Annotated in this window: 6 protein-coding genes; 5 read left to right on the forward strand and 1 reads right to left on the reverse strand. The window is 53.3% G+C overall.

Annotated elements, in window-relative coordinates:
• The 5 genes from ABYP39_RS14360 (at position 1) to ABYP39_RS14380 (ending at position 9,296) form a co-directional block, all read left to right on the forward strand.
• Complete coding sequence (locus tag ABYP39_RS14360; RefSeq protein WP_372783187.1) at positions 1-2,490, forward strand: TonB-dependent receptor; 2,490 nt, start codon at positions 1-3, stop codon at positions 2,488-2,490.
• Between the two features lie 35 nt (positions 2,491-2,525).
• Positions 2,526-5,018 (forward strand): TonB-dependent receptor, encoded by a 2,493-nt coding sequence (locus ABYP39_RS14365; protein ID WP_372783189.1) that lies wholly within the window; start codon positions 2,526-2,528, stop codon positions 5,016-5,018.
• A 197-nt stretch (positions 5,019-5,215) separates the two neighbouring features.
• Positions 5,216-7,687, forward strand: a complete 2,472-nt coding sequence (locus tag ABYP39_RS14370; protein ID WP_372747831.1) for a TonB-dependent receptor — start codon at positions 5,216-5,218, stop codon at positions 7,685-7,687.
• A gap of 65 nt (positions 7,688-7,752) precedes the next feature.
• On the forward strand, positions 7,753-8,706 hold the full coding sequence (locus tag ABYP39_RS14375; protein ID WP_372747832.1) for an XdhC family protein: 954 nt from the start codon (positions 7,753-7,755) through the stop codon (positions 8,704-8,706).
• Positions 8,703-9,296, forward strand: a complete 594-nt coding sequence (locus ABYP39_RS14380) for an NTP transferase domain-containing protein (RefSeq protein WP_372747833.1) — start codon at positions 8,703-8,705, stop codon at positions 9,294-9,296. Before ABYP39_RS14375 ends, ABYP39_RS14380 begins: the two co-directional genes overlap by 4 nt.
• On the opposite strand, the gene ABYP39_RS14385 is transcribed toward ABYP39_RS14380, so the two are convergent.
• The gene (locus ABYP39_RS14385) at positions 9,262-10,137 is read right to left on the reverse strand and encodes a LysR family transcriptional regulator (RefSeq protein WP_372747834.1); all 876 of its coding nucleotides are present in this window, start codon (positions 10,135-10,137) and stop codon (positions 9,262-9,264) included. The two genes, ABYP39_RS14380 and ABYP39_RS14385, sit on opposite strands and share 35 nt — an antisense overlap.
• Positions 10,138-10,186 lie beyond the last annotated feature (49 nt).

Below are 10,186 nucleotides of genomic sequence, written 5' to 3' on the forward strand. Positions count from 1 at the left end.
ATGCTCGACGCGTTACCGCATGGCTTTTCCGTTAATCGTACTCCCCTCGTATTTTGTTTGGCCGCAGGTGTTAGTGCAGCCAGTTTTGGTGCGGCAGTTTTGGAGGAGGTCGTTGTAACCGCCCAACTGCGCGAGCAGAGTCTTCAGGATGTGCCGGTTTCTGTCAGTGCAATCAGCGGCGACAAAATGATGGAAGCCGGGCTGTCGCGCATCGAGGATTTGCAAGCCTATGTCCCTAATTTCACCATGTCCGAATCGGGCATTGGCACCGATATCTATATTCGCGGCATTGGTTCAGGCGAAAATCAGGGTTTCGAGCAGTCGGTGGGTATGTATGTCGACGGAATCTCCTATGGTCGAGCCCAATTAGCCCGCGCGCCATTTCTTGATCTATCTCGAGTAGAGGTTTTGCGTGGCCCGCAAAATATACTGCTTGGCAAAAACAGCGTTGCCGGGGCAATTAATATAAGCACGGCCAAGCCCACCCAGGAATTCGAAGGCTATGTTCAGGCCACATGGGAGGGCAAGGTTGGTGAGCGGATTCTCGATGGGGTGCTGTCAGGCCCGATCAACGATACCCTGGCATACCGTTTTGCTACCCGCATTCGCGATTACGACGGCCATATTCGAAATTTGGTGCAGGATCGAGACGAGCCAAACCGCGAAGAGCGAACTTATCGATTTAAATTGCTGTGGGATGCCAGCGACGATCTGGTTGCCTCGTTAAAGCTGGAACACGGCAGTTTCGATATCGTGGGGCGCCATTCGGAAATCATCTATGATTCGCCTTCCGTCTCAGATGTGCCGTTTTTTACTGGTCGTACGTACGGCGAGATCCTTGATCAGACGCAAGTGCCAGGCGTGGTAAATATCGATTCCCATCCTGGTGTTCGCAATGTAGAGGCGGATTACAAGCGCCACTCTAATGGCGACTGGAGCGATAACAATACGCAGAATGTGACGCTGAACGTCGATTGGTACCAAGATGGTCACCAGTATTCCTTTATAACCGGCTACATGGCTTACGACTACGAAGAGGACTGCGACTGCGATTTTACCGGTGGCGAGTTGTTTCAGCTTGATCTTGTCGAAGATTACAAACAGTTCAGCCAGGAAATGCGTTGGATTTCGCCGGTAGGGGAGTCTTGGGAGTTTATAGCCGGCGCATACTTGCACTACAGTGAGCTGTATTTCTACGACTCCATCCGTGTGGATTCTGACATTATTCCAGATTTGGTCAACGCGGCCGATGCCACTGAAGGCGGGGCTCGCGGCGACATCGATCCAGGCGGGATTGGTGGTCCGGAAGAAGTTTCGGGTATCGGCGACGCAGGTAATGCGATTCGCAATTTCCGCTCGCCTCGCGATTTCAATAGCGACTCGACCATGGCGTCAGCCTTTATGCAGGCGACCTGGAATGTGATTGACCACGTGCGATTGACCTTCGGCGGCCGCTACACATGGGAGAAGAAGGAGGGCAGTCGTAAGCTTGAATTTGCATACCCGGATTTCAGTATCAGGCCAATAGGCGAGTCTGATACAGCGGCGGCGGTGAGTTTTGCTGCGGAGCGCCATGATCTGGAAGGCAAGCGCGTTGAAACCCAGTTTGCGCCGCTAGTGAATCTGCAGTGGGACTTTTCTTCTGACGCGATGGCGTATTTCACCGCCAGTCGAGGCTTTAAATCCGGTGGCTTTGATGCTCGCTCCAATGCTTCGCCCAGTGCTGAGCCGACGCCGCGTAACCCGAACGCCCTTGTGGCCAACCAGGTTGTACTGATCGGTACTTTCGAATACGAGGAGGAAGAGGCCACCAGTTACGAATTGGGTCTCAAATCAAGCCTGTTTGGTGGCGTGGCCGAGTTGAACGCGGCTCTGTTCCGAACCGAGTTTGATAATCTGCAGGTCAGTGTGTTCGACGGAACGCTGGGCTTCAATGTTGGCAATGCGGCCAGCGCGATTTCCCAAGGTCTGGAGCTTGACGGTCGCGTGGGTTTGACCGAGCATCTTATGTTGTCGGCGGGACTGGCTTTTCTCGACTTTGAATTCGTAGATCACCCCTTTGGCACCTGCATCCAGGGCCAGACGCCGGACAGCCCGAACGGCATCAACTGCGATTACAGTGGCAAAACCAATCAGTATGTCGCCGACTACTCCGGCAACCTGCTGCTGGCCTATGAGCGTTCGGTTCTGGACAGTTTGATGTTGCGTGCCAATGTGGATGCAATCTTTACCGATGAATACCATCCGTCGCCCAACCTGGACGACCGCATCAAGCAGGACGGTTATGTTGTGTATAACGCCCGGTTGTCGCTGTCAGATATTGCTGGTGACTGGGAAGTGGCGCTGTTGGGAAAAAACCTAACAGATGAAGTAATTATCGTTTATGGTGTAGATGCGCCAACCGCTTACACCATCACTGAAGCGGCGACGCATCACGGATTTGTCAATCCGCCGCGTACGTTTGCACTGCAATTGAGTTATCGGTGGTAGGCCTTTAGATTAATAAAAATATTGAGGGCAGTCGCATGAAGGGAGTGAATATTGGTGCGTTTGCATTACTGATTGCTACCGCCGGTGGTGTGGTTGCAGAGCAGAAGCGTCATATTCTCGAGGAGGTCATAGTTACGGCCCAGCTGCGCGAGCAATCGCTACAGGATGTGCCGGTATCGGTGAGCGCTATCTCCGGTGAAAAGCTTATGTCCGCTGGCCTCAACAAAATTGAGGATCTGCAAGCCTATATTCCCAACCTCACGATGACTGAGAATGGCATCGGCACCTCAATTTATATTCGCGGTATTGGCTCGGGTATCAATCAGGGTTTCGAACAATCGGTGGGTATGTACGTCGACGGCATATACTATGGGCGAGCTCAGCTGGCGCGTGCGCCGTTCCTCGACCTAGCCAGGGTGGAGGTGCTACGTGGCCCGCAGAATATCCTCTACGGTAAAAACAGCATTGCCGGTGCAATCAGTATTCACACTGCCAAACCGGCAGATCAGTTCGAAGGCTCTTTTTCAGCCTTGTATGAGCCTCAGTTCGAAGAGGAAGTGGTTGACCTGATTTTGTCCGGCCCGGTGAGTGATACGCTTGGGTATCGTTTTTCTGCGCGCTTGCGCAACTATGGCGGCTATATCGAAAACCTTACGCTGGATCGCGACGAGCCTGCGTACAAGGAAGCCACCTACCGGTTAAAATTTGTCTGGGATGCCACCGATGAAATAACGGTCAGCGCGAAGGCAGAGATAGGGCGCTTTGATGTTACTGGTCGGCAGGCCGAAATTATCGACGATTCCCCTTCAAGCAGCGACAACCCGTTATTTGCCGGGCGTACCCATGGTCAGATATTGAACAATACCAGTGACCCGTCGGGCTTGGTGATTAATATCAATTCCGATGACTCAGTCTTGAATAATTATCAGGATTTCAAGCGCTCATCTAATGGCGATTTTAGTAAGAACAACACAGAGAACCTAACCATTAACGCCGATTGGTTGCGCGGCGAGCACATGTTCAGTTCAATCACCGGATTTATGGGCTACGACTACGACGACCTCTGTGATTGCGATTTCACCGGCGCTGAGGGCTTTAAGGTGTCGCTGGTGGAAGACTATAGCCAGTTCAGTCAGGAATTTCGCTGGATTTCACCTGCCGGAGAACCATTCGAATTTATCGGTGGTTTTTACTTTCAGAAGAGTGAGCTCGATTTTTTCGACAGTATCATCGTCGACTCTGACTTGATCGTTCAGCTGCTCAATGCTGCGGATGCTACAGAAGGCGGGGCGCGGGGCGATAATGACCCTAATCCGCTGGGCGGCTCACCGGAAGAAGTTGCGGGTATTGGCGACGCCGGTAATGCGATAGCTAATCTTACCTCGCCGCGGACATTTACCAGCGATTCCGAGCTGTACTCGCTCTTCTTGCAATCTACCTGGAATATGACCGAACAGTTGCGGCTGACCGTCGGTGGACGTTACTCCAGAGAGTCCAAAGAAGGCTCGCGTTATTTTGCCTTTGGTGACCTCGATTTCAACGAGCGGCCCTTCAGTGAAACGGATACCGTTTCTGCCGTGAGCTTTTCGGCCGAGCGCCACGATCTGAAGGGGAGTCGTAGCGAGTCCCAGTTCTCTCCGTTGGTGAACCTGCAGTGGGACATGAATGATGACACCATGGTGTACGCCACGATAAGTCGAGGCTACAAATCCGGCGGATATGACGCTCGCTCCAATGCGTCGCCATCGGCAGAGCCTGTGCCGCTGCCACCGGGCGCCTTGCCTAATCCCGCGCGCCCAGAGCGCCCTGTGCTTATCGGTACCTTTGAATACGAAGAAGAAGAGGCTACCAGCGTCGAGCTGGGCTTTAAGTCGACATTGCTTGAAGGTGCTGCTGAACTGAATGCCGCCTTGTTTCGTACCAAGTTCGACGATTTGCAGGTGAGTATCTTTGACGGCACACTTGGGTTTAACGTGGGTAACGCTGCGAGCGCAACCACGCAGGGGGTGGAGATTGATGGCCGCATCCAGCTAACGGAGTATCTGATGCTGGCGGGTGCGCTGGCATTTCTCGATTTTGAGTTTGATGATTTTCAAAATGGTCAGTGTCTGGCGGGGCAAACGCCGAATTCACCCGACGGCATAAACTGTGACTATACCGGCAAGACTAATCAGTACGTGGCCGACTTCGCTGGAAATCTAGTGTTGTCGTACATGCGCCCGATCAGTGCAGAAGTTGGTATCGGTCTGGGTTTGGATGCGATCTTTACCGACGACTATAACCCGTCGCAGAATCTGGACCCTACGGTGGTTCAGGATGGCTATGTTAAATTCAACGGCCGCGCTGCGATCGCAGCCATTGATAGAACCTGGGAGTTGGCGCTCGTAGCGAAGAACCTGACCGATGAGGTGATCGTGATGTATGCCAGTGATACGCCAACGGCCTATACCATTTTTGAAACCAAGGGCCATTATGGCTTTCTGGAGCCGCCACGCAGTGTTGCTCTGCAATTCAATTACCGGTGGTGAAGGTTGCCTGTGATGAGTACGTAGTTACACCTATTTGTCATGACAATAGTGTAAATAAATGTGCAATATTGGCTTTATCTACATGAAATCTGTAAAAAATTAGCTAAACTGACCCAAGAGCGTGTGTAATACAAAAACGACAGCACCGGGTTAATAATTGATTAAAAACTGCTCGTTTGTGAGTCTGGGAGGAAGCAATGAAAAATAAACAACGGTTTCGGCATGGCGTCGCGCTATTGCCGCTGGTAGCGGGTATCGCCGCTGGCAGCGTGCAGGGTGCCGCAGTGCTCGAAGAAGTAATCGTAACCGCCACCTTGCGTGCCGAAAGTCTGCAGGATGTTCCCGTCTCCGTTAACGCGGTGTCTGGTGAAAAACTGATGGAAGCCGGCATCGACAAAATTGAAGATCTCCAGGCCTACGTGCCCAACCTGACCATGTCAGAAACCGGCATTGGTACCAATATCTATGTGCGTGGTATCGGTTCGGGTATCAACCAGGGTTTCGAGCAGTCGGTCGGTATGTATTTTGATGGTGTGAGCTATGGCCGCGCCCAATTATCACGTGCGCCGTTCCTTGACCTGGCGCGGGTAGAGGTGCTGCGCGGGCCGCAGAATATCCTGTTCGGTAAGAACTCCGTAGCAGGTGCTTTGAGTCTGCACTCGCAACGTCCTGGCATGGAATTCGAAGGCTTGGTTTCCGGTCTCTATGAGCCAACCCATGGTGAGTCTACCGTTGATTTGGTCCTGTCTGGGCCGCTCACAGACCGCCTGGGCGCTCGCCTGGCACTGCGTAAGCGCGATATGGATGGGTATATTGAAAACCTGACGCTGGATCGCGACGAGCCTGAGCGTGACGAAGGCACTGCCCGACTGATTCTGGATTGGGCGGCGACAGACGATCTGCAGGCCATGTTCAAATTTGAGGTGGGCCAGTTTGATGTTACCGGTCGTCAGATTGAAATTATCAATGACAACCCGTCAACCTCGACCACGCCGTTCTTCGCAGGCCGAACCTACGCGCAGATTTTGGACAATACCACGGTAACCGGGTTGCCGATTATTGACCCTTTCACTGTTGATGCCGATTCTTCGGTATTGAACAACACCCTAGACTACAAACGTTCGTCCAATGGTGATTTCAGTAACAACGAAACCCAAAACTTCACCATGAATCTGGACTACGCATGGGGCGAGCATACGTTAACCTTCATTACCGGCATTATGTCATACGAGTATGAAGAGCTGTGTGATTGCGACTTTACCGGTGCTGAAGTATTCAAGGTTGAGTTTGCAGAAGAATACGACCAGTTCAGCCAAGAATTCCGCATAACCTCGCCAGTTGGTGAGTTTATGGAGTACATCGGTGGCGTTTACTACCATAAAAGTGAGTTGGACTTTTACGACTCGATCCTGGTTACCAGTGATGTGCTACCTGATTTGATCAACTTGGGCGACCTTGCCGCGGGTGGCACGTTGGGTCGACCGACGGATGGCCCGGGTGATGCAGGCGACGAGATTCGTGAGCTCGGTACTCCCCGTAGCTTTGTTACTGACACGGAACTTTGGTCAGCCTTCCTGCAGCTGACATTCAACCTCTCCGACACGTTGCGCCTGAACGTTGGTGGTCGCTACACGACTGAGGAAAAAGAAGGTTCGCGTTCACTCGACTTTGTAAACAATCGCACTGGCGAGCGTAAGCCGGAAGGTGAGATCGACAGTGTCGTTGCGATCAACTTTTCTGCTGAGCGCCACAATCTGGAAGGCGATCGCAAGGAAACCAATTTCGCTCCGTCTATCAACCTGCAGTGGGATATGAACGACTGGGCGATGACTTATGCAACCTGGAGCAAAGGCTTTAAGTCAGGTGGTTTTGATGCGCGTTCCAATGCATCTCCGGCAGCAAATGCGCCTGACCCAGGAAACCCGGCGGATAGTACAATACTGATCGGTTCTTTCGAGTACGATGAAGAGAAGTCACAAAGTATCGAGCTTGGTGCCAAAACCACCTTGCTTGATGGTGCAGCCGAGCTGAATATCGCTTTGTTCTACACCGAGTTTGACGACCTTCAGATCAGTATCTTCGACGGTACGCTGGGCTTTAACGTGGGTAACGCCGGTGCAGCAGAGACCATGGGTCTTGAGTTGGACGGCCGTATGGCTCTGACTGAAAAACTGATGATGACCGGTGCTCTGGCCTTCCTGGATTTCGAGTTTACCGACTTCGAGAACGGTCAGTGTAACCATGTTCAGGTGCGTAATGGTGCAGATCCAGATGGCGACGGTCTGTGCGATTTCACCGGCGAGACCAACCAGTATGTGGCGGATTACTCCGGTAACATCGGCTTGGTATACACCACTCAGGTTGCAGATAGTCTGGAGTTCCGCGGTGGTCTGGATATCGTGTTTACCGGCGATTACAACCCCACGCAAAACCTTGACCCGACTCAGGAGCGCGATGCATACGCCCAAGTCAACGGTCGTCTGGCACTGGCTGACTTTGAAGACGGTTGGGAGCTGGCGCTGGTTGGTAAAAACCTGACTGACGAAGAGGTCGTTAACTACGCCAACGATACTCCGCTGTCCAATAGTGTTTTCGGCGCCGTGAGCCACTACGGCTTTATCGGTCGTCCGCGCAGCATTGCGGTTCAGGCGTCTTACCGCTGGTACTAAAATCTCCGCTACACTATAACGCCGCTTTAAGCGGCGTTTTTTTTGTCTGAAGGAAATGATCACGCGTGAAAACAGTAGATGAGATCGTATTTGCACGGGTGCTGGAATGGCTGGAGCGTGGCGATCGCTGCTGGCTCTGCACTATCGTAGCGACCGTAGGCGCCTCTCCGCGCCCATTAGGTTCTCTGATGGGCGTGAGTGAAAGCGGCGAGCTAATTGGTTCGCTGTCCGGTGGTTGTATTGAAGACGATCTGTTGGAAAAAGTGCGGGGCGGTGAGTTGGCACATGACAACCCGCTGATTCATCCCTATGGCGTGACGCCCGAAGAAAACGAGCGCCTGGGCTTGCCCTGTGGTGGTCGGCTGGAAGTATTGATTGAGCCACTGAGTAGCGATCACCTAGCGCCAATGCGGGAGATCTTAACGGCATTGCGGCAGCGTAGGTGTCGGCGGCGTCTGGTATCGATTGCCAGTGGGCAATGGCAAATTGCCCCCATTGACCTGACGGAACCATTGGAGCGCCAGGAAGGGAGTATTCAGCAAGATTTTGGGCCTATGCGGCACTTGTTGTTGGTGGGGGCCAATGAATTGGCGCGCTGCATCGCCGAGTTGGCCACGGCAATGAATTATGCGGTCACCGTCTGTGATCCCCGCCAGGATCGGATAGCGCAATGGGAGGTTGCCGGCGTGCAGACCGTCTGCGCCATGCCGGACGATGTTGTACGTGAGCGGGCGGCAGATGCCCACAGCCTGGTGATTACGCTGACACACGATCCGCGTATAGATGATATGGCGTTGATGGAAGCGCTGCAGTCACAGGCGCGCTATGTAGGTGCGCTGGGGTCCGAACGCACCTCCGCCAAGCGCCGCGAGCGGCTATTGCAGCTGGACCTTACCGAGTCCGAGATTGCACGTTTACACGCGCCAGTCGGGTTGCCGATTGGCAGTAAATCGGCGATGGAGATAGCGGTCGCTATTATGGCGGAGCTGGTGCAGTTGAAGGCGCAGTGTAAGTTGTGACCAGCAGCGGCGTTGGCATTATTCTTCTCGCGTCGGGTGCGAGCCGGCGCTTTCGCAGCGATAAGCGATTTGCGCGTCTACCCGGCGGGCAACTGTTACTGAACCGGATGTTGTCGCTGGTTTCGGCCAGTGGTTTACCGTGCTTTGTGACACTTCGCTCTGGGGAGGCCATTCAAACACCCGGTGCACAACCGTTGATGCTTGAACACGCCTCGCGCGGCATGGGTAGCAGTATCGCGGAGGCGGTGGCCAGTGTCGGCGAAAATTTTTCGGCCCTGATGATTCTACCGGTAGATCTACCGCTGTTGAAACTGGAGACGCTGACCGCGCTGGCTGAGAATGCGACGAGTAATACGCTGCGTCGTCCGGTGGCCGATGGTCGAGAGGGGCACCCTGTGGTGTTTGGTTGTGATTATTTTGTCAACCTGGCCGCGTTGGACGGGGAGCAGGGCGCGCAATCCATACTGCGCAAGTATGCTGGAAGTGTTGAGCGTATTACTGTAAACGATCCGGGTATCTATCTTGATATCGACACCCCAGAGACACTGGCAAGTCTCACTCGAGAGGGCCATTTTGCAGGACAGCAATAAAGGCCTGTGCAGCATTAGACAGGCTGCGATTGCGATGATGTACGCAACCCAACGTGCGGTGCAGGTTATGCCCTTGCAGGGCGAGGGCTTTGATGCTGTCGTCAACCAGTGTCGCCGGAAGAATGCTCCAACCCAACCCGATACTAACCATTACCTTGATGGTTTCCATGTAGTTTGTAGACATCGCTACATCCATTTTTAGACCAGCCTCATCAAACAGGCGCTTGATAATTTGCCCGGTATAGGTACTCAGTCCAGGCGGGATGGCGGTATAACCCTGCAGCTGCTGAAGTGTTACCGCGCGCTTGTTTGCCAGCGGGTGATCGAGCGCTACTGCGACCGTCAGCGGATCGTTCCAGACTGCAAAGGATTCCAGGTTGGGTTCTTTTTCTGGCGATAGCGTTATGATCGCCAGGTCCAGTTCACCGTGCAGAATCATGTCGTGAGCCTGCTCGGAATCCATAAAGTCGATGTCTAGCCTAACCTCGGGGTAGGTGCGGGTAAAATACCGCAGCACCGGTGGCAAGCGATGTAGGCCTATATGGTGCGAAATACCCATAGAAAGCTTTCCGCCCACGCTGCCGCTAAGGTCGTGCACACTGCGTTCAGCATTGGCCATGGCTAATAATATGGCGCGCGCCTGCGGCAGTAGTGCTTCCCCTGCTTCTGTGAGCGTAACTTTGCGGCCAATCCGGTCGAACAGGCGGTGTTCTAATTGCGCCTCCAGATTGTGAATGCGTTTGCTGATAGCCGGCTGAGTTACGTGCAGGACTTCAGCGGCATCGGAAAAAGAGCGGTGCTCGGCGATGGTAACGAACGCTTTGAGGCTGTGAATGTCCATGGCGGTGATCCCCTATTAGATAAAAATAGGTTATCAGAAATATGAAAAA

It is taken from the genome of Litorivivens sp. (assembly GCF_041625495.1).
GTDB lineage: Bacteria > Pseudomonadota > Gammaproteobacteria > Pseudomonadales > Spongiibacteraceae > Litorivivens.

What these genes read in the sequence shown, in the direction of transcription:
- ABYP39_RS14360 (WP_372783187.1), top strand. Translation starts at nt 1, where the DNA reads ATGCTCGACGCGTTACCGCATGGCTTTTCCGTTAATCGTACTCCCCTC.
- ABYP39_RS14365 (WP_372783189.1), top strand. Translation starts at nt 2,526, where the DNA reads ATGAAGGGAGTGAATATTGGTGCGTTTGCATTACTGATTGCTACCGCC.
- ABYP39_RS14370 (WP_372747831.1), top strand. Translation starts at nt 5,216, where the DNA reads ATGAAAAATAAACAACGGTTTCGGCATGGCGTCGCGCTATTGCCGCTG.
- ABYP39_RS14385 (WP_372747834.1), bottom strand. Translation starts at nt 10,137, where the DNA reads ATGGACATTCACAGCCTCAAAGCGTTCGTTACCATCGCCGAGCACCGC.